General features: G+C 75.1%; 1 protein-coding gene. It reads right to left on the reverse strand.

The genetic code is table 11. The features are described from left to right. Positions 1-237: GAF domain-containing protein (locus A612_RS08685; RefSeq protein WP_040436425.1), on the reverse strand; the 237-nt coding region annotated here is incomplete at both ends.

The raw sequence follows: 237 nt of genomic DNA on the forward strand, positions 1-237 counted from the left end.
ACGCCCGAGCCGCGCCAGCTGGCCGCCAAGTCATCGACCATCGCCTGGAGCAGCCGCAGCTCGCGCGGATCGAAGGCACGCGGTCGGCTGTCGAGCAGGCACAGCGTGCCCAGCACATGCCCCGCCGCGTCGCGCAGCGGCGCCCCGGCGTAGAAGCGCACCCCGCGCGCGTGCAGCACCGGGTTGCCGGCAAAACGCGCATCCCGGCCGATATCGGCCACCGCCATCGGCCGGCGC

The sequence above is a fragment of the Melaminivora alkalimesophila genome (assembly GCF_000282995.1).
Taxonomy (GTDB): Bacteria; Pseudomonadota; Gammaproteobacteria; order Burkholderiales; family Burkholderiaceae_C; genus Melaminivora; species Melaminivora alkalimesophila.